This is a genomic window from Streptosporangium sp. NPDC001559, from assembly GCF_042893955.1.
Taxonomy (GTDB): Bacteria; Actinomycetota; Actinomycetes; order Streptosporangiales; family Streptosporangiaceae; genus Streptosporangium.
On sequence record NZ_JBIAVG010000035.1, the window covers coordinates 1 to 18,645 of the forward strand.

Annotated in this window: 17 protein-coding genes; 10 read left to right on the top strand and 7 right to left on the bottom strand. The window is 64.3% G+C overall.

Annotated features, from left to right (window positions below):
- Positions 1-342: 342 nt before the first annotated feature.
- Positions 343-2,019 (bottom strand): DUF6119 family protein, encoded by a 1,677-nt coding sequence (locus tag ACFYY8_RS41670; protein ID WP_390050622.1) that lies wholly within the window; start codon positions 2,017-2,019, stop codon positions 343-345.
- Positions 2,020-2,160: 141 nt separating this feature from the next.
- On the opposite strand from ACFYY8_RS41670, the gene ACFYY8_RS41675 reads away from it, so the two are divergent.
- The 5 genes from ACFYY8_RS41675 to ACFYY8_RS41695 all read left to right on the top strand — a co-directional run bounded on the left by ACFYY8_RS41675 (position 2,161) and on the right by ACFYY8_RS41695 (position 12,190).
- On the top strand, positions 2,161-4,104 hold the full coding sequence (locus ACFYY8_RS41675) for an N-6 DNA methylase (RefSeq protein WP_390050623.1): 1,944 nt from the start codon (positions 2,161-2,163) through the stop codon (positions 4,102-4,104).
- Between the two features lie 90 nt (positions 4,105-4,194).
- Positions 4,195-6,192: an N-6 DNA methylase gene (locus ACFYY8_RS41680; RefSeq protein ID WP_390050624.1), complete on the top strand. Its 1,998-nt coding sequence runs from the start codon at positions 4,195-4,197 to the stop codon at positions 6,190-6,192.
- Entirely contained in the window at positions 6,189-7,409 is a 1,221-nt protein-coding gene (locus ACFYY8_RS41685) for a restriction endonuclease subunit S (RefSeq protein ID WP_390050625.1), read from the top strand. The genes ACFYY8_RS41680 and ACFYY8_RS41685 overlap by 4 nt, the downstream gene beginning before the upstream one ends.
- Positions 7,409-10,555 carry a type I restriction endonuclease subunit R gene (locus ACFYY8_RS41690; RefSeq protein ID WP_390050626.1) on the top strand — a complete coding sequence of 1,049 codons (3,147 nt, stop codon included), beginning with the start codon at positions 7,409-7,411 and terminating at the stop codon, positions 10,553-10,555. Before ACFYY8_RS41685 ends, ACFYY8_RS41690 begins: the two co-directional genes overlap by 1 nt.
- A 78-nt stretch (positions 10,556-10,633) precedes the next feature.
- Positions 10,634-12,190, top strand: coding sequence for a protein kinase (locus tag ACFYY8_RS41695; RefSeq protein WP_390050627.1), 1,557 nt, complete (start codon positions 10,634-10,636; stop codon positions 12,188-12,190).
- Here the strand turns inward: ACFYY8_RS41695 and ACFYY8_RS41700 are convergent.
- Positions 12,177-13,238 (bottom strand): EVE domain-containing protein, encoded by a 1,062-nt coding sequence (locus ACFYY8_RS41700; protein WP_390050628.1) that lies wholly within the window; start codon positions 13,236-13,238, stop codon positions 12,177-12,179. The two genes, ACFYY8_RS41695 and ACFYY8_RS41700, sit on opposite strands and share 14 nt — an antisense overlap.
- Before the next feature lie 163 nt (positions 13,239-13,401).
- Positions 13,402-14,136, bottom strand: a complete 735-nt coding sequence (locus ACFYY8_RS41705; RefSeq protein ID WP_390050629.1) for an XRE family transcriptional regulator — start codon at positions 14,134-14,136, stop codon at positions 13,402-13,404.
- Positions 14,137-14,296: 160 nt separating this feature from the next.
- Here ACFYY8_RS41705 and ACFYY8_RS41710 point away from each other — a divergent pair, with 160 nt between their 5' ends.
- From ACFYY8_RS41710 to ACFYY8_RS41720, 3 genes are all read left to right on the top strand, one after another.
- Positions 14,297-14,635 carry a hypothetical protein gene (locus tag ACFYY8_RS41710; protein WP_390050630.1) on the top strand — a complete coding sequence of 113 codons (339 nt, stop codon included), beginning with the start codon at positions 14,297-14,299 and terminating at the stop codon, positions 14,633-14,635.
- Between the two features lie 5 nt (positions 14,636-14,640).
- Positions 14,641-15,111, top strand: coding sequence for a GntR family transcriptional regulator (locus ACFYY8_RS41715; RefSeq protein ID WP_390050631.1), 471 nt, complete (start codon positions 14,641-14,643; stop codon positions 15,109-15,111).
- Positions 15,112-15,176: 65 nt separating this feature from the next.
- Positions 15,177-15,731 (top strand): HD domain-containing protein, encoded by a 555-nt coding sequence (locus ACFYY8_RS41720; protein WP_390050632.1) that lies wholly within the window; start codon positions 15,177-15,179, stop codon positions 15,729-15,731.
- On the opposite strand, the gene ACFYY8_RS41725 is transcribed toward ACFYY8_RS41720, so the two are convergent.
- From ACFYY8_RS41725 to ACFYY8_RS41735, 3 genes are all read right to left on the bottom strand, one after another.
- Positions 15,725-16,228: a hypothetical protein gene (locus ACFYY8_RS41725; protein WP_390050633.1), complete on the bottom strand. Its 504-nt coding sequence runs from the start codon at positions 16,226-16,228 to the stop codon at positions 15,725-15,727. The genes ACFYY8_RS41720 and ACFYY8_RS41725 overlap by 7 nt on opposite strands.
- A gap of 79 nt (positions 16,229-16,307) precedes the next feature.
- Positions 16,308-16,784 (bottom strand): NUDIX hydrolase, encoded by a 477-nt coding sequence (locus tag ACFYY8_RS41730; protein WP_390050634.1) that lies wholly within the window; start codon positions 16,782-16,784, stop codon positions 16,308-16,310.
- 3 nt (positions 16,785-16,787) lie between these two features.
- The gene (locus tag ACFYY8_RS41735) at positions 16,788-17,528 is read right to left on the bottom strand and encodes an XRE family transcriptional regulator (protein ID WP_390050635.1); all 741 of its coding nucleotides are present in this window, start codon (positions 17,526-17,528) and stop codon (positions 16,788-16,790) included.
- A 154-nt stretch (positions 17,529-17,682) separates the two neighbouring features.
- Between ACFYY8_RS41735 and ACFYY8_RS41740 the strand changes: the two genes are divergently transcribed.
- Complete coding sequence (locus tag ACFYY8_RS41740; RefSeq protein ID WP_390050636.1) at positions 17,683-17,898, top strand: hypothetical protein; 216 nt, start codon at positions 17,683-17,685, stop codon at positions 17,896-17,898.
- Entirely contained in the window at positions 17,895-18,077 is a 183-nt protein-coding gene (locus ACFYY8_RS41745; RefSeq protein ID WP_390050637.1) for a hypothetical protein, read from the top strand. The genes ACFYY8_RS41740 and ACFYY8_RS41745 overlap by 4 nt, the downstream gene beginning before the upstream one ends.
- 5 nt (positions 18,078-18,082) lie before the next feature.
- Here ACFYY8_RS41745 and ACFYY8_RS41750 read toward each other — a convergent pair whose 3' ends face one another.
- Positions 18,083-18,439, bottom strand: coding sequence for a GntR family transcriptional regulator (locus ACFYY8_RS41750; RefSeq protein WP_389838715.1), 357 nt, complete (start codon positions 18,437-18,439; stop codon positions 18,083-18,085).
- Positions 18,440-18,645 lie beyond the last annotated feature (206 nt).

Sequence of the window (18,645 nt, forward strand, 5' to 3'; positions counted from 1 at the left end):
CTACTCGGCATCAGACCTCACCGCCTACGCCCTCAGCACCGGCGCATTCCCACAAAAGATCAACTCGGCGAGTTAATCATCTGCAAGCCCTTAGGAGAGAGCGAGTGATGATGCTAACCAACCTACGCTGACCTGGCGAAACGCGGTGTCAAGCTCGCATGGCTGGCTTGATCATCCCGCATATGTCCCACGTCTCTACTGACCACGGTCACCATGTCATCCGGTGGCAAGCCGACCCGGAGCGCAGGGCCACCAAGGCTCGAGCACCGGAAGCGGCGCGGCAGCATGGCCTTCCGCTTCCGATGGAGCTACCTTAACTGAAGATTTCCGATCCAAATCATGTCAAGTAGTGGTGCAGTCGGGTTCTCCGCTGCCCTTCTCAGCCGAGGAATTGCTTGGGATGCCGACAACTTCGACGATCGCCCCATGGTCACGCTGGAGAGTATCGGCGAGCGCGACGAGCGCAACTTGGGCGAACGGATAGAGCGAGTCGGGCGTTAGTTCCTTGCCTTTGAGGAGGATGGCCAGCACGATCTTGCCCGGCACGAAGTTCTCTGGCACAGTGAGCAGGCCGCCGCTCAGCTCCGCCACCTTCGCGCTGAACTTCGTGCGAGCATCCGGCTCGTTGTATAACGTCCGAATCGAGATCAGCGCCTGAGCGAACTGGTGGCTGAGGGGCTCCGAGCTGTGCGCCGCCTTGACATGCACAAGCGTGTGCCGGTCGGTCAGCCCGTCGCACGCCTCGTAACCCTTACCCCGGCGCTGCTGCCGGGTCCGGCTGAACTGGCGATCAAGGCATAGGTACCGGCCTCGTCCAAACGTGTTCTGCATGCGCATGTTGTACTTCTCCTCGGACTCACCGGCCCGCCACGGCAACATGGTCACCTCCGACTCGGGCACGATGAGCTCCTGCAGGCGGTGCCGCATCGACTCGACGTAGCCAGCACCGCACTCGTACCATTCCCCGTCGCTGAGCTGGTAGATGCGTGACCCAATCGCCGCCACAGCCTCGAACCAGCGGATGGCCCGGGCCCTGCCGATCGGCTCTTTTCCTTCACGGTCGGCACACATCTCGATAGTCCCGTCGCGGAGCGCGACGGAGGGGCTGGTGCAGTGCTGTACCTTGCACCGTCGGCGGAGGTCGTCGAGGTCGAGCTCCTCCCGGACGATCGCGACGCTACCGACCTTGATGCGGTACGAGCGAGCCTCGTGGCGCAGGTCGACCAGGGCGACCGGGACTGCCACATGCAGCCGGGCGTCGCCCTGCCCACGGAGTGCCTCATCCAGCAGCGCGTCCAGCTTGTCGCGGAGCGACTCGGAGCCCACCGGCCGGATGGCTTCCAGCCGTTCGAAGTCGGGTGGCACCTCGCGCTCGCTGATCTCGTTCAACCGGTGCAGCAGGGCTCGAAACGCCGTCGGCTCCAGCGGGATGGGCAAGCGCAACCCGTCCGCGCCTTCAACAGAGACGCTTTCCCGGTGGTTGAGACCGAGGTCGGCAGCCTTGATCAGGCCACCGAGCTTCTTGACCAGCTCGGCATAGTCTCGGATGCCGACACCACCGATAGGGATGCCGTCCGGGACGTAGGTGGAGTCGTGCCGTGGCAGGCCGCCGAGCGCCCGTCGGTCCACGTCGCGCACCCGTGCTGGGTCGACCGCGCGCAGCGCGCAGTGCAGACCGAAGCCCGGCTCACGGGAGTCAACGACCGCGAGGTACCCCTGACCGAAACCGATCCCATAGACGTACGGCTCCGCCGCCACGATCAGTACCGCCTCGCAGTCCTGCCTGATCAGCGGAAGCGATACGCCTGTGAGCGCGGAGAGGCCAGGAGTCCACCCGGCCTTGGATGGTGGGTGCTGACGGAAGTAGAGAACCGCCGGCGAACCGTCGATGTCGAGCTCCATGACATCGACGCCCGGCGCGGCGAGACGGCCGGTGGAGGTGGCTTCGAACATCGCGTCCGTAGTGGGTGCGATGCCGGCGAGTCGGTAAACGGTGGCGGGCAGGGTCGCAGGTGCCATGGCGTACTCCAAGCGAGAAGAGGGAATGAGGAGAACCGCTTGCACCGATTATGACTGAAAGCACTGTTAAAAAGTTCCCGCTTGTCTAAGACTGCTTTTCACGGTTACCATCACGGCAGTCGCCAAGGGAACGAGGAGACCATGTCGCAGCAGCCGGTGTACGTGACCGCCGCCGAGATCTCCCGGCTGGCCGGAGTCACCAGAGCCACCGTCAGCAACTGGCGGCGGCGTCACGCGGACTTTCCCGCTCCCACCGCCGGAGCCGACACCAGTCCGCTCTACGACTTGGAAGCCGTGCGGGGCTGGTTGGCAGCTCACGGGCAGACGAAATCGGGTTCTGCTCTGGCTGAGCTCCGCACACTGCTACGAATTCGGCAGGGAACCGCCATCGCCCACCAACTTCTGCCCTTCGTGCTCGCCGCCGCGCAAGCCGAACGCGACCTGACCGGACTGCCGGACAAGGCGCTCGCCGAAGCGGCCAACCAGGCCGTGGCCAGTCTCGCTGACCTCCTGGGAAGTTCGCCGCTGACCTATGAGACCGACGATGCACCGGTGCTCCGCGCCATCGTGAGCAGTGTGCGCGACGACGGTGGTCCTGCTGTCGTGGACGTCTTGGCCGAACGAGAGCTCGCCGACAGCAACTCCCCTGGCGCCTTCACCACCCCACGCCAGCTCGCTGACCTCATGGCAGCCCTGCTGGGGACGGATGACCACTACCCCGAGACGGTGTTCGACCCTGCCTGCGGCGGCGGGTCGCTCCTCGATGCTGCCGGTAGCCGGGGAGCGACCGAGCTGCTCGGGCAGGATCGGCTGGAAGTGCAGGCGCTGCGCAGCACCATCCGCCTGAAGCTGTCCCGCCCGGACGCCTTGACGCTGGTGCGCACCGGCGACAGTCTTCGCGCCGATGCCTTCCATGGGCTGAAGGCGGACGCGGTTCTGTGCAACCCACCGTTCGGGGACCGCGAGTGGGGTCACGACGAACTGGCCTACGACCCTCGCTGGACGTACGGCACGCCATCCCGCGGTGAAAGCGAGCTGGCATGGGTACAGCACGCACTCGCTCACCTTGCTCCCGGTGGCCACGCAGTGCTCCTGCTACCGCCGTCCATGGCCACGCGCACGCCCAGCCGGAAGATTCGCACCGAGCTACTCAAAGCAGGTGCCATCCGAGCCGTGATCGCCCTGCCACCTGGCCTCGCTGTCCCGCTGCACGTCGGCCTTCACCTGTGGGTGTTGCGTAATCCCCTGCCAAGTGCGGCTGCCGAACCGATCCTGATGCTCGACCTGTCCGAAGGAACCGGCGACGAAACGCCCGCTTGGGAGACCCTCACGGGCACCACCCTGGCCACCTGGCGGGCCTTCCTCAACGACCCGGCCGAATTCGAACCGGTGCCCGGCAGAGCGAGAGCGGTCCCCGTGGTGGCACTCTTCGGCGACAACGTCGATCTCACACCGATCCGACACCTGCACCGTGCGCAGCTCGACCCGGCAGAGGTTTCCCAGCAGGCCGCTCTCCTACTCAGCGAGCTTTCCCAGAGCCATACCGATCTGGACACGGCGATCTCGTCTCAACGATGGGCTGCGTCAGACCAGCCCAGGATGTGGCGCACCGCCTTGATCAGCGATCTCGTCCGGGGAGACCTGCTTGCCGTTCTCCGGCCTGAACCGGCCACACCGGTCATCGTGGCGGCGGGCGACGTCATCCTTCCGAAGGGGCTTACCTCGCGAGAGCGAGCGAGGTACCGGGTGGCTGATGATCGCCATGCGGGAGCCATGCTGGGCGCCGACTTGGTCGCGCTCCGAGTCGACCCGTCCCGGCTGGACCCGTGGTTCCTGGCCGGCTTCTCACTCACAGAGGAGAATCTCGCAACCGCATCCGGTCTGCGTTCCTACATCCCCATCGATCCGCTGCGGTTCAAGGTACCGCTCCTTCCGCTGGACGAGCAGGTCCGTTACGGCTCCGCCTTCCGTGAGCTGCACCGGTTGGAGGAGGCCGCCCGGCACATGCACGAACTGGCCATCGAGACCGCCAGGACCGTCTCCTCAGCCCTGACCGGCGGCGGGCTGACACCTCCGCCGCTTTGAGTTTTCCGCTGGATCAGCCCTCCCGCTCTTCGTATTCCCCTCACACTTGAGGACACTGTCCTCCCGGTCGCCACGAGAGAAGGACCCCCGTTGGACCTCGGTAAGCACTCCCAACTGTCCAACCATGCCTGGGCCGTCGCCGACCTGCTGCGCGGTGACTATCGCAGGCATGACTACGGCAAGGTGATCCTGCCGTTCACCGTGCTGCGCCGCCTCGAATGCGTCCTGGACTCCACCCGTGACGCCGTCGCTGACGCCGCCGACAAGGGCGAGGAGCGGGAGTTCTTCCTGCGCCGCGCGGCCGGGCACAACTTCTACAACATCAGCCGCTACACGCTGAAGAAGATCGCGGGTGACCCGAAGCACGCCGCCTCGCTGATGAACCAGTACGTGGCTGCCTTCTCCGACAACGCCCGCGAAGTGCTGGAGAAGTACGACTTCGCCCAGCAGATTAAGAAGCTGGACGAGGCCGACCTGCTCTACCAGGTCATCGGCAAGTTCGCCGACCTCGACCTAGACCCGCGGGTGGTCCCCAACCAGGCGATGGGCTACATCTTCGAGGACCTGATCCGGCGCTTCGCCGAGGCCTCGAACGAGACCGCGGGTGAGCACTTCACCCCGCGTGAGGTCATCGAACTGATGGTCAACCTGCTCATCGCGCCTGACGCCGACCTGTTGCGCGAAAGCGGTGTCGGACGTAGCGTGCTCGATCCCGCCTGCGGCACCGGTGGCATGCTCAGCGCCGCCGAGGAACACATCAAGACATTCAACAAGGGCGCGACCGTCAAGGCGTACGGGCAGGAGCTTAACCCCGAGTCATGGGCGATCTGCCGCTCCGACCTCATGATCAAGGGCCAGGATCCGGACAACATTGCCTTCGGCAACTCGTTCACCGACGATGGTCACCTGCGGGAGCGGTTCGACTACATGCTGGCCAACCCGCCATTCGGCGTCGAGTGGAAGAAGATCAAGACCCAGATCGAGGACGAGGCGGCGCGCGATCCGGACGGCAAGTTTCAGGCCGGTCTGCCCCGGATCAACGACGGCTCGCTGCTCTTCCTCCAGCACATGATCGCCAAGATGAAGACGCCCGCACTGGGCGGCAGCCGCATCGCGATCGTCTTCAACGGCTCGCCTTTGTTCACCGGCGCCGCTGGCTCGGGCGAGTCGAACATCCGCCGCTGGATTCTGAAGAACGACTGGCTGGAGGCGATTGTCGCCCTGCCCGACCAGCTTTTCTACAACACTGGCATCTCCACCTACTTCTGGATCCTCAGCAACCGCAAGTCGCCCGACCACCAGGGCAAGGTCATCCTGCTGGACGCGCGAGAGTACTGGCAGAAGATGCGCAAATCCCTCGGCGATAAGCGCAAAGCCATCGGCGCAGACCAGATCAGAGAGATCACCAGGCTTTACGGCGAAGCCCTCACCGTGGCTGGCGACCCTGAGCACCCGTTGCACGGCAAGGTCAAGATTTTCCGCAATGAGGATTTCGGCTACCGCCGCATCACCGTCGAGCGCCCGCTCAAGCTCCGGTTCGAGCTCACCGAAGAGTCCCTCGACAAGGTCCGGATCTCCCTGACGGTCTACAATCCGATCGCCGCAGGCAGCGACATTGGTGTCAGCAGCCAGCTTGAGGCGATCCGCCCGCTGCTTGGCTCCACGTGGTGGACGAAGGCCGAAGCATTCTCGGCTCTGCACGCGGCGGTGGCCGCCGCCGGGAGTCCGTGGCCGTCGAAGGCACCTTTCCTCAAGTCGCTCCGTGACGCCATCAGCGTCAAGGACTCGAAGGGTGAGGTGCAGTACAAGAAGAAAGGCGACCCAAACCCGGAACCCGACCCGGACCTGCGCGACTTCGAGAATGTCCCACTGAACGAGGACATCGAGGATTATCTGAAGCGCGAAGTCCTCCCGCACGTTCCCGACGCTTGGATCGATCACGAGAAGACGAAAATCGGCTACGAAATCCCGTTCACTCGGCACTTCTACGTCTACACGCTGCCCCGTCCGCTGGCCGAAATCGATGCCGAACTCAAGTCCCTTGAGGCCGAGATCCAGATCCTCCTCGGCGAGGTGACTGAAGGATGACTTATCGCATCAAGGATGTAGCTCTCGTCAACCAGAACACCTTGGCCGAGAACACAGACCCAGAATTCCGATTTCGTTACATTGACATCGGTTCGGTGAACAGCATTGGCAAAATAGAGGTTCCCGACGAGGATTTGGCCTTCGCTGTCGCCCCTTCGCGCGCGAGGCGCTTGGCGCCGCCTGGCGCTGTAATCGTATCCACCGTGCGAACATATCTCCGGGCAATTGCATCTGTTCCAGAAACGAGTGATCCACTAGTATTCTCTACCGGATTCACCGTTCTGGAGGCCAAGGAATGCATCAATTCACGCTTCCTTTCTTACTACTGCCAATCTCAGCGATTTATCGATGAAATCGTTGCACGGTCAGTCGGGGTCAGTTATCCAGCCATAAATCCCAGCGAGATTTCTGTACTACCTATCTCGCTCCCGAGAATAGATGAGCAGCGGCGAATCGTAGACTTCCTCGACGTCGAGACTACCCGCATCTCTCGGCTAATGTCCCTACGGAAGCGGCAGTTCGGAGCAATTTCCACCCTCCTTTTCACTACCGCGAAGGAACTCACAGGTCGAAGCAGTATTCTTGGGCGGTCAAGAGATCCAGGAAATCAATATGTCCAGCTCCGGAGGGCACTCTCTTCGATTCAGACCGGCCTGACTCCGAGCGGATTGCAAACCAAAAGAATCGCGGGGACAATTCCGTGGTACACGCCAGCGGCCTTGAACGATATGCTCACGGTAGGCGAAGCCGACAAATTCATCGAGCAGAACAGAACCGATGTTCCGATCTTCGATGCAGGTAGCATAATAATCACAGGAATTGGCGAGTCCCTAGGAAAAGTTGGCTACCTGCATCACCCGGCCACTGGCAATCAGCAACTAACCAGCTTGAAGCCGGGCGATAACATTGTCGGCAGGTTCATCGCCTGGCAGCTATGGGCCTCCACCCCCGAACTGCGAGAATGGGCGCAGTACTCGCGGATCCGAATCCTGAATAACGAAAAACTCAAAGAATTCCCGATCTATCTTCCCGATCGTTCGGCCCAGGCGGCTATCGCAGAGCGACTAGATCGACTACTTGAAACAATCGCGATTCTTCAGCTGCGGATGCAAGCCTTCCAAAGTTTGATGGGAGAACGTCGTCAAGCTCTCATCACGGCGGCGGTGACCGGGAAGTTTGATGTTTCGTCGGCAAGTGGACGTGGAGTGGAGGAGTGATGGCTGCGAACCACAACGAGGAAGCCTTCCGCAGTGCGATCCTCGCCGAAATGCAGCGGCGCGGCTGGGATGTGGGTCATCACTCGGACTATCGGGCCGACCTTGGCCTGGCTACCAGTGAGCTGTTCACGTTCATCGGCGCCACTCAGATTGACGAGTGGAACCAACTGCTCACCCTCTACGGCAACGACGCCGACGCCGCCCAGCAGGGGTTCGTCAAACGGCTGAACCAGGCGATCGCCGCCGAAGGCGTCCTTGACGTGCTGCGGAACGGTGTGAAGGATCGCGGTGTCCGCATCAAGCTGGCCTACTTCAAGCCGAACCTGGTCGAAGCCGACGCCGTGTTGACCAGCTATCGGGCCAACCGGCTCACGGTCATCCGGGAGATCGCCTACGCGACCAAAGCGGCCGACAAGGGTCACCGTCTTGACCTGGTACTGTTCGTCAACGGCATCCCGGTCGCCACCGCCGAGCTGAAGAACCCGCTCACCGGACAGGGGGTGGAGCATGCCAAGAAGCAGTACCGGGATGAACGCGACCCCACTGAATCGATCTTCGCCCAGAAGTCGGTAGCGAATTTCGCCGTCGACCCCGATCAGGTCTTCGTTGCCCCGAGACTGCGGGGCAAGCCCACGCCGTTCCTTCCCTTCAACACCGGTTCGGAAGGCCCCGGCGAGTCCGGCGGCACTGGAAACCCGGTGCCAGCCGTACCGGGAAAGTATCCGACCTCCTATCTGTGGGAGCAGGTGTGGGAGCGCGACAACTGGCTGGACCTGCTAGAGCGCTTCGTCCACCAGCCCAAGGCCAAGAAGGGTAGCGGTCGCTCGGCGATTTTCCCCCGCTTCCATCAGTGGGATGCGGTTAAGAAGCTGACAGCGCATGCCGTACAGCATGGAGCAGGGCACAACTACCTGGTCATGCACTCGGCCGGGTCCGGCAAGTCGAACACGATCGCCTGGCTGGCGCACCGGTTGAGTGCGCTGCACACAGCGACCGATACCCGTGAGCTCGATCCGAAAGCGGTGGCGAAGGGGCTCAAGCCCGGCGTCCCGGTCTTTGACAAGACAATAATCATCACCGATCGGCGCAACCTGGATGCCCAGCTCCGTGAGACGGTCGGCAGCTTCGAGCAGACTGCTGGGCTCGTCGTCAAGATCGATGAACGGCGAGGAGCGAAGTCGGCGCAGCTGGCAGTCGCGCTCTCCAGCGAGAGCGGGAAGATCATCACGGTAACGCTGGCCACCTTCCCGGTGCTGGTGGAGTACCTCAAGGACAACCCGACTGAGATCAAGGGGCGGACGTTCGCGATCGTCGTGGACGAGGCGCACTCCTCCCAGTCGGGCGAGGCCGCCAAGGCTGTCCGTGCCGCGCTGCGTGACCTCGGCCTGGATGCCGAGGACGAAGCCCAGGGCGCCACCAGTGTGGATGCCAAGCTGAGGCGAAGTGCCATCGAGCGCAGCATGGCTCCCAATATCTCCTACTTCGCCTTCACGGCCACGCCGAAGGCCAAGACCCTGGAGCTTTTCGGCAAGTTGGAGAAGGTCGACGGCGAGGAGAAGTTCAAGCCGTTCCACACCTACGCAATGCGGCAGGCAATCGAGGAGGGCTTCATCCTCGACCCGCTCCGCACCTACGTCACTTACGACACCTTCTGGAAGCTCGTCAGCAACAACCCCGACGACAGGGAAGTGGATAAATCCAAGACCAGCCCGCTGCTGGCCCAGTATGCGCTCACCCATGATGCGACCGTCAAGCAACAGGCGGTTGTCATCGTCGAGCACTTCCTGGCCCACACCCGAGGCAGGATGGGCGGACGGGCCAAAGCCATGGTCGTCACTTCTTCCCGGGTCAGCGCGGTGCAGATGTCGCGTGCCGTCAAGGAGGAGCTGGAGATCCGAGGCAACGACATCGGCGTACTGGTCGCCTTCTCCGGCAGCCTCGACCACGATGGCGACAAGGACATCACCGAAGTCAAAGAGAACGGTGGCCTCGGCGAGGACGCTCTGCCCAAGGCGTTCGCCTACACCCGTGCTGACGACAACGTGGTGAAGGCCGGCGGCAAGGGCCGTGCCGAGTATCGGATTCTGGTTGTAGCCGAGAAATACCAGACGGGCTTCGACGAGCCATTGCTGACCACGATGTATGTCAACAAGAAACTGTCGGGTATCGCCGCCGTGCAGACGCTGTCGCGACTGAATCGGACCGCCGAGCACAAGTCACAAGCAGATCTGGCCGTCATCGACTTCGCCAACGACGCCGAACAGATCAAAGAGTCGTTCCGCCCTTATTTCGAGGAGGCAGAGACGCTATCCTCGGACCCGAACCTGCTCTACACTGCGGTGAGCAAGGTCATGGGTCACCAGGTGCTCTACAAGCAGGAGATGCTCGCCTTCGCTGCAGCACTCTTCGCGGCCGACGAGACCAGGGTCTCCCGCGAGAAGCTTCATGCGGAACTCTACCGACTACTCGCCCCGGCGGTCAGCCGATTCAAGGACCTGCTGGATAATGAAGACGAGGACGACCAGAAGAAGGCCGAGGACTTCCGGTTCGACCTCGATTCCTACGTCAGCAAGTACGGTTTCCTCTCTCAAATCATCCCCTATCAGGACGAGGACCTGGAGCTGCTCTACGTCTACGGCCGCTACCTGCTGGCCCGGCTCCCGCACGGCGCCAGAGGTGACGTGGATCTGGGCGAGATCAACCTCACCCACGTCAAGACTGAGAAGGCCGGCGAGCATGACCTCGGCCTCAACCCGGAAGGCGCTTCCATCCTCAAGGGCTTCGGTGACGGTTCCGGCCGGCCCAAAGAGGAAGAGAAGTCACTGCTATCGGAGCTGATTGAGAGGTTTAACGAGAGGTTTGGCACCAGCTTCACCGAACAGGACATGATTGTCCCGTTCAATGAGACAGTCGCTGATCCCGAAGTACGGCAGGCCGCTGTCGCCAACGTGGACCCGGACAACTTCGGGTACGTCTTCAATAAGGTTTTCGAGGAAAAGGTCGCTGACCACGTCGACAACCTGAAGACGCTCGGCGACAAGTTCTTCGACAAGGACCCCACATTCAAGGTCGCTCTCACCAAGACCGCCCGCCGGGCGGCCTGGCGGCTCATCCGCGAACAGGAGGGGCTCGACGACGTGGCTTGATGGCTTCTGTTGGACAGTCGAGCTCTTCCATGGTGACACTGATCACCAAACGTGCTGAGGACGACTCGTGGAGACAACGTGTCGATTGAACCCGTCGCCGGGCGATACGAGCTGACCGAGAAGATCAGTACCGGCGGCATGGGCACGGTCTGGCGCGGCTACGACGCCGTGCTCGACCGCGAGGTCGCGGTGAAGGTAATCCGGACAGACGTGGTCACGTCCGTACGAGATGCCAAGGAGCTCGCCGACCGTTTCCGTCGTGAGGCCCGTATCACCGCGCGTATTCGCCACCATGGCGTGCCCCAGGTCTACGATGCTGTCCTCGAAGAGCCCTATGAGCAGCTCTACCTGGTCATGGAGTACATCCACGGCACTAGCCTGCGCTCCTACGTCAGTCCGGGCGCTCTCCTGCCGATCCCCTGGGCGGCGGCGATGACCGCACAGATCGCCACTGTCCTCTCCCACGCCCACGCCATTCCCGTCGTCCACCGTGACCTCAAGCCCGACAATGTGCTGGTCAGCGCGGACGGCACGGTCAAGGTGCTCGACTTCGGCATTGCCGCGATCCTCCGCCCCGATGTGCCACAACTGACCAGGCTCGGCATCCCGATGGGGACCTTCCAGTACATGTCGCCCGAACAGACCCGGGCCCGCCAGGTCACCCCACAGAGCGACCTCTACGCTCTTGGCTGCCTCCTTCACGAGCTGCTCACCGGCCGGCCGGTCTTCGACGGCCCCACCGAGGACGACTTCGTCGAGCAACATCGCCATTCCCAGCCGATGCTGATTCGCGTACTACGCCCCGAAGTCCCGGAGGACCTGGAGAAGCTTGTCCTCGAACTGCTGGCCAAGAAGCCCGAGCAGCGTCCGTCGGATGCCTACGCGGCCTACGTCAGCCTTCTGCCGTTCTTACCTCCACCGGGATCACCCGCGCCGCAGGGCGGCCCTCAGTTCGCCGGGTGTCCGGATCCCACCCAGATGTATCGCCGCCCGAACGCCCCACGCCCGCCCGAGGCCGCCCCCAGCGTCCCCGAGCCAGCACCTGCTCTTTCTCCAGGTGGAGTGGTCGACACCAACTTCAAGGATGCCGTCGCCGCTGCCAACCGTAAGGCCACCGAACTCCTTGACGACGAGCGCTACGTCCAGGCGGCAGACGCTCTCCAGGAAGTGATCGACTCAGGTTCAGCCGCCCTCGGGGCCCGCCATTCACGAGTTCTCACCCTGCGCAAGAAAAGGGCCGCGATTCTGTTCGTCGGCGGCGATTATCGCCGATCTCTACCGGAGTTCGACGACCTCAATCGGGCCTACGAGGCCACCGAAGGACCGACTGGCAACAACGTCATCGACTGCCGCCGGCACGCGGCTGACTGCCGCGCGGAACTCGGCCACGTCACTAGTGCGCTCCGGCAGTACCACGAAGTTCTGAGTCTGGTTCGCGCGAAGGAGAGCGACATCTCCCAAACCGCCATCGAGGTCCGGCGCAGCATCGGGACGCTCCTCGCTAGCGAGGGTAATGTTGCGGCGGCACGCGAGGTACTGAGCCCGCTGTTCGACGACCTCCGTGTCCTCTACGGACCAGGCCATGAAGAAACACAGGAAATAGCGGATATGCTCAGATACCTCACAAACGGGTAACAACTTCCTCGCTAATCCGATCTAGGATCCAGGCCCGCCCAGCCCCGCGAAGATTGGACCCCAAACGAAGAACTTCTATTCGCATACCCTCAATGGGTACATAACGGACATATTCCTTTTTAAGCCCCATTGAGCCGAGACGACGTAGAGCCGGACGATTAACCTCGCGACGGACCTTCTCACGTCGTTCCTCGGGAGCAACGATGAAGTGGGGGATGCTTAGATTCGGCTGACAAGCCAAAAGATCCGCCATTCTGCCCCAGCCCCGGCTGATGTCGGTGGTGCATTCCACCTCGAACGCCGCGACGACCGCATCGTCCTCGAACCAAAGCACATCGACGTACTTGATCACATCGGCGGCCTTGCCTGGCAGCGATTGAGGTAGGGAATCCACAACTCTCGGCATAGAACCGAGCGGCATGTCACCGTACAAACGGCTGCGATCGTTCACTGCCACGTACACATCGAGGCCAAGGTTCGCGCCCAGCTGAAGCAGCAGATACTGGGCCTCCGTATGAAGCGTTGACGCCGAACCCGACAGCGCTTTATGAAGCGCCGCCAAGATCGCCTGACCATCCGAGTCAGAGAGAACCTTCGGAGTTCCGCGAAGCCGCACTCCCCATGAGCCCAGGTCGCCGCGTCGCTCGAACAGGTCGAGCTCGCCGAGGAGTTCGGTGATCGGCACTCCTTGCTCGGGGCGGGGAGCCTGCACGCTCAGGTCAACGCCAACTCGGAGTGGGTAGTCTCCGCTGGCCCAAATCTGCTCGTCGGATTCGTAAGGTCCGCCGGTGATCTCTGCGATGCCAACCAATCGCTTCAGTCCCATGACGTAGAACACCAGGTGATCACCCCGCTTCATGGTGCGCACGCTTTTGCGACGGCGCAGGGGGAATCCGGCCACATCAGCACCGTGAGCAATGAACTCGTTCCAGGTGTCCTCGGTGTATACCGCCAACCAGTACTTGTGACCCAAGGTGCCTCCTCGCATACCAGCAGGATAGGCCTTGGGCAACAAGTATTCGACTATTTCAGGAATGTCCAGTGGCATGCGCGAGCCCTGACCTTGTGGTGCGCTTGAGCGTGGGCGGTGCTGGCCGCGACCGGCCGAAGAGCCGCAGCGCGGCCAGCGACCGCCCGACGCGCAGGCCGCCGCAGGCGGACCGGCCTTGAAGACGGACAGATAAGTTTCTTTCGATCTTGATCCAGTGCTGTCAGCCACGCTGAGATGCGGGTACCGCTCCGTCCCAGACTCGTTCGAAGCTGTCGAGGTAGGTGGCCGCGGTGCTGTTGGGTTCGTTGCCGGTGATGTAGACGACCGGGGCGTCAGAGGCGCGGGTGCCGTAGGCGTGGAGGTTGACCAACAGGTCGTTGTCGGCGCGGTAGATGGAGTTGTACAGGATCGTCCCGTGTAGCCGTATCTCGATCCCCTCCACATCCCCCAAAGGACGACAGAGGGTGAGAGCGTTTCTGGTTCTGGAGACCATGACGTCGGCTCCGACGCCTTCGTCCGCTCCCCGGGTGGCGACGTGGGGGCTGTCGGGGTCGCCGAGCAGGATGCGTACCCGGACTCCGGCGGTTGCCCGCCCGACCAGGATGCGGAGCAGTCCGGCGTCTTCGGCGAGGAACAGGCCGCTGTAGACGAGGATGCCGATCTCAGCTTGGGCGGCTTCGAAGAAGGTGCGCCAGATGGTGGCCGGTACGGCCCAGCGGTGTGGGTAGACGGCCTTGATCTCGGCCGGGGGGCCTGGGCGTCGGCGGACGCTTTCGGGCCACAGGTCGTTCTCGTCGACGTGGAGGAGGTCGGCGACGGCCAGGCGGTGACGGGGATGGGGGACGCGGCCGGCGAGCCAGCGGGAGACGGTTTTGGGGTCGACGGTCAGGTGAGTGGCCACGTCGAGGGGTTGCAGGCGGGCCCGGATGAGGGCGTGGCGAAGGTGTTCGTTCATCGGGTGTGGTCCCTCCCGGAGCGGGTCGGTACCAGCGACGCTAACATAAGACGTCCCTAGACGTCCCCAAAGTCGTGGTGCCTGTGTCCCATCCCGGTCAGGAGACTCACTGGCACCGAACCCGGCACCACCGGGGCCGTGAGACGACGGGAGCACCCGCATGTCCAAAGAGAAGATCATTGACCACCAGCGGAACCTGCTGACCATACTGCGCGGTCACCTCAACGCGCTGTACGTGCCGAACTTCCTGACCAACGACCACGACGGCCAACCCTGCCTGGAGATCACCGACCACAACGCCCGTACCCGCCGCGTCTACGTCCAGGTCGTCTTCTACTGGTTCTACTGGGGCGACCGGCCCGACGAGCGCACCTCCACCATCCACCTGCCGATGGCCGCCGAGGACATCGCCGCGGCGGTGCGGCGCGGCTGGCGCGAGGGCGAGCAGGGCACGCTCACCATCAATCTGGGCAACATCCACGGCGTGCACGGCCGCTGACCTCGATGACCGATGACACCGACGGGTGGCTGACCGGCAGGCGGGTCTACGACCGGATCGCCGAACGGCTCCGCGCGCAGATCACCGCCGGTCACTACCCTCCGGCCAGTGCCCTGCCCTCGGAGGCGGCGCTGGCCCAGCGCTTCCACGTGGCCCGCAGCACCGTCCGGCGCGCACTGGCCGTACTGGAGGACGAAGGTCTGATCGACACGATGCCCGGCGCGGGACGCCGGGTGAAGGACCCCGGGAGCCGAGCCGCGCTGTATCGCTATCAGGAGATCGCCGCCGAGTTGCGTGAGCGGATAAGCACCGGTGCCCTCCCGGTGGGGGCGGCGGTGCCGAGTGAGAACGAGTTGCGGGAACGGCATGGGGCCTCGCGTAACACCGTCCGCCAGGCGCTGGCCGTACTGGAGCGGGAAGGGCTCATCGTGGCCCGGCACGGCAAGGGGCGTTTCGTCCGTCACGCACCGCTTTGAGACGTCCTGAGACGTCTGGCGCTGGGCCTCGGGACAGGCTTCGGGCGGAGTCTAGGGTGAACCGTATGGGACAAGCCGAGTGGGCACGTGACCTGGCCCGACACCTGCTGGAGGAACCTCTGCCGCGCCGGTGGGCGCACACCCAGGGGGTCGCCGCGCAGGCCGAATCGCTGGGGCCGATCCTCGGCGCGGAGGCCGACCTGCTGACCGCGGCGGCCTGGCTGCACGACATCGGATACGCCCCCGCCCTGGCCGACACGGGTTTCCATCCGCTGGACGGCGCCCGCTACCTGCGTGACGTCCAGCAGGCCGACGACCGGCTCGCCCGGCTGGTGGCCCATCACACCTGCGCCGAGTGCGAAGCCGCCGAACGCGGCCTGTTCGACACGCTGAATGCCGAGTTCGCCAAGGAACGCCCCGAACTGGTCGAGGCGCTGACCTACTGCGACATGACCACCAGCCCGGACGGCCTGCCGGTCGACGTCAAAACCCGCCTGGCGGAGATCCACTCCCGGTACGGCCCCGAGCACCTGGTCAGCCGATCGATCACCAGGGCCACGCCGTGCATCGTCGCGGCCGTGCACGCCGTACAGGCCGCGCTGGGGCACAGCGGTCAGTAGCCGCGGCTCTCGGCCTTCTTGCGGATCTTCGCGATCCCGTATCCCCCGCGTCCCAGGCACATCGGGCACGGGCAGGGGAACATGCCGTGGGCGTCGGGCATGTAGCGCCAGCCGGTTACCCGGTTGATTGCCCGCACCCGGTGGATCTCCTTGGCGCCGATCGGGCGGCGGACGAAGACCTCATATCCCCGGGCGTCCTCGCATCCGGCGATCAGGGCGGCGGCCTCGGCGCTGGTGCGTTCGACGTGCCGGTGGTTGTAGCGGCCGACCAGGACCGGTTCGTCGTCGGGCAGCCGGAAGTCCACGGCGACCATCGTGCGCCGCCCGCCACGGCGATGCAGTTCCCGGCCCCACTGGTGGGTGAGCTGGTAGGAGGGCATGATCGGCAGGCAGAACACCCCGGCCGCGCCGTCGTGGTCGCGGCTGCACGCGCGAATACCGGCCCGTCGGATCGAACGGATGTCATCGGCTGGGGAGAGGTGCGTGAACAGGGTCATCGGGCGTGCCCTCCGGATGTCTTCGCCACCGTAATCGGCACCATACGGACACCGGCCAGGCTCAGCCAACCGGTTTTTCCTACCCGATGTACGGCCCGGCGCCGTCGAGGAAGTGGCTAAGCCGCAGCCGCATCGACCGGTCCATGACCAGGGAGCCGATCTCCTCGCGCGGCACCCAGCGGACCTCGCGGGACTCATCGCTCGGGGTCGGCTCACCGTCGATGGGGCGGGCGGTGAGGACGATGGAGAACTCCTGGCGGGCCTCGCCGTCGGAGGTGTAGAGGATCACGTGGCGGGGGTCGGTGTAGGTGCCGACCAGGCCGGTGATCTCACAGGTGACGCCGGTCTCCTCCAGCGTCTCCCGGACGGCGGCCTGAGGCAGGGACTCCCCCAGGTCGATGGCGCCGCCGGGTACGGCCCAGTTGCCGTTGTCGGAGCGGCGGATCATCAGGATGTCGCCCGCGTCGTTGACGACGACGACGTTGACCGAGGGGACCAGGCTGTTGGGGGCGGGTGCGGCGGGGTCGTCGTAGAAGTCGATCCGGCGGGCCGTCATGGGTCAGGACTCTACCGGCCGGGCCTGGTCCCAGACGGAGTCGAAGCTGTTGAGGTAGGTGGCCGCCATCGTGCCGCCGGGGACCCTGCGCAGATGCATGACCGGGGCGTTGGAGGCGAAGGTGCCGTAGACGTGGCTGTTGACCAGCAGCTGGTCATCGGCGCGGTAGATGGAGTTGTACAGGACCGTGCGGTGGAAGCGGATCTCCACGTTCTCGTGCCGGCGCAGCGACCGGTAGAACACGAGCGCGGTCTTGATCTGGGCCGCCATGCCGTCGTTGATCCCCTCGTCGATGCCGCGCTGGGCGACCTCGGGTGAGTCGGGGTCGCCGAGCAGCATCCGGATCTTCACGCCCGCGTCGGCCCGGTCAGCGAAGACGCGGACGATGCCGGTGTCCTGGGCGATGAAGATGCCGCTGTAGACCAGGATGTCGATCTCCTGGCGGGCGGAGGCGAACAGTCGTCCCCAGGCGTCCTTGGGTACGGCCCAGCGGTGCGGGTAGACGGTGACGATCTCGGTCTCGGAGACGGCCGCGGTCTGGGCGGGGGTCATGGCCTCGGGCCACAGGTAGGCCTCCTCGACCCCCAGCAGCTTGGCCACGGCGAAGCGGTGCTTGCGGTAGGGCACCCGGCCTCGGGTGATCCATCGTTCCACGGTCTTGGCGTCGACCTCGATGGCCTCGGCCACCTCCAAGATGGTGGTTCCCCGTTCGAGTAACGCCGTGCGCAACCGCTCGTTCGCCATCTCACCTGCCTGCAAGCCGGGGACGTCCAGGGACGGGGCAATCGTAGACCGGACGTCCTGTACATGTCCCGTCCTGTAGTGATCACGTCCTCCCTGCTCGTCGCACTCTCGGTATCGCAAGGCGTCACCGGCAGCGACGAGAGGAGAGACAACAGTGATCAACCACATTCGGCCGATCGACGACACGCCCGCCTGCGGATGCGGCGCGGTCCTGGAGGAGGGACGGTTCGTCTGCCGCAAGTGCCTGGCGCGGGAGCGGTGGGTTCGCCGTCAGGTGGCCCGACGCAGGACGAACCGGCGGCGTGGTCAGGTGCGGCGTCCGGCCAACCGCCCGTACGGCACCGCCGAGGCGGGGGTGATCTGGACGTGAGCGCGACCATGATCCCGCTGATCATCGGCCTGGTACTGAGCGCGACGGTGTTCGTCGGCTACGTCGTCGTCCTGGTCGGTATGCGCCAGGAGGACCGGCGCATGCGACTCGGCGAGAAGCCTCCGAGCCGGGCGGCGGCCCTGGCCCGCCGGGTCACCGGCTGCCACGTGCGCGGGTGAGCGCGCTACTTCCCCTCGCTCAGCTCCGCCTCGACCTTTTCCAGCCGGGCTGACAGGTCGCGCAGGGTGGCGCGGATCTCGGCCAGCTCGTCGGAGGCCGGCGGGGCCGGGGCAGCGTCGTCACGGACGAACACGCCCTTGCCCTGCTGGCCGATCACCAGCCCCTCGTTCCGTAGAACCCCGACGGCGAGTTTCACCACGCTCAGCGAGGCATCGTAGGCGGTCGCGAGCTGGGTGGTGGAGGGCAACGGATCGCCGGGCGCGAGAGTGCCGCGCCGGATCTGGTCGCGCAGGTCATCGGCGATCTGCAGGTAGCCCGGTCGCCCGGTGTTCTTGACCATCCGCCCCTTCTCACGTCGCACGCCTATCCAGGCTGACTAGCCGGCCTGACCTATCCAACCTGTCTAGCCGGTCCTACTAGTTCAGCACAGACACGCGACCAGGCCAACCATGAGAACGTTGACATCCAGGCCAACTAGGTTGACTATGTTGGCTGAGACGAACAAGGAGGCCCATCCATGCGCACCATCCCGATCCCCGTCGACACCCACCGGCTCCGCTTCACCTG